Origin of the sequence: Pseudomonas sp. Xaverov 259, assembly GCF_019352915.1 — a bacterium.
In the GTDB taxonomy this organism is placed as follows: domain Bacteria; phylum Pseudomonadota; class Gammaproteobacteria; order Pseudomonadales; family Pseudomonadaceae; genus Aquipseudomonas.
The window spans coordinates 112916-113544 of sequence record NZ_JAAAFV010000034.1; the positions used below are offsets into that span (position 1 = coordinate 112916).

The 629-nt window shown below is 58.3% G+C and carries 1 protein-coding gene; it reads left to right on the forward strand.

Going from position 1 to position 629, the window contains the following annotated elements; all coding sequences use genetic code 11:
• Positions 1 to 629, forward strand: a 629-nt coding sequence (locus K0H48_RS30800; protein ID WP_257626993.1) for an RHS repeat domain-containing protein, incomplete at both ends; no start/stop codon positions are given.

The following is a 629-nucleotide window of genomic DNA, read 5'->3' on the forward strand; positions in this document are numbered from 1 at the left end:
TCATTCGCAAGACGTAAAAGAACGCTTCGGCCACGACCCGGCCGGCAACCTGCTCATGCAAGACCGCCCCGGCCCGGACATCGTGGCGGGTAACCGGTTGATGATCCAAGGCGATCATCATTACGACTACGACGCCTTCGGCAATCTGATCCGCCAGCGGCGTGGCAAGGGCCATCAGCTCGTTACTGAATACCGCTACGACTGCCAGCATCGGTTGATTGGTATTACCCAACCCAACGGGCAAACCGCCAGCTATCGCTATGACCCGTTTGGGCGGCGGATCAGCAAAACCGTCAACGACATAACCACGGAGTTTTTCTGGCAAGGCGACAAGCTGGTGGCCGAACACCAGGCGGATCGGCATCGCAGCTACCTCTACGAACCGGACAGTTTTCGCCCGTTGGCACTGCTGGAAGGCTTTGGGCCTGAAGAAACCAACCCCTTCCACTACCAACTCGATCACCTCGGCACACCGCAGGAACTCACAAATCCCGAAGGCGAAATCGTCTGGTCCGCGCACTACCGCGCCTATGGGGAAATCGCCCGCCTAGACGTCAGAAAAATCGACAACCCGCTGCGCTTCCAGGGCCAATATTTCGATCAGGAAAGCGGGCTGCACTACAACCGCC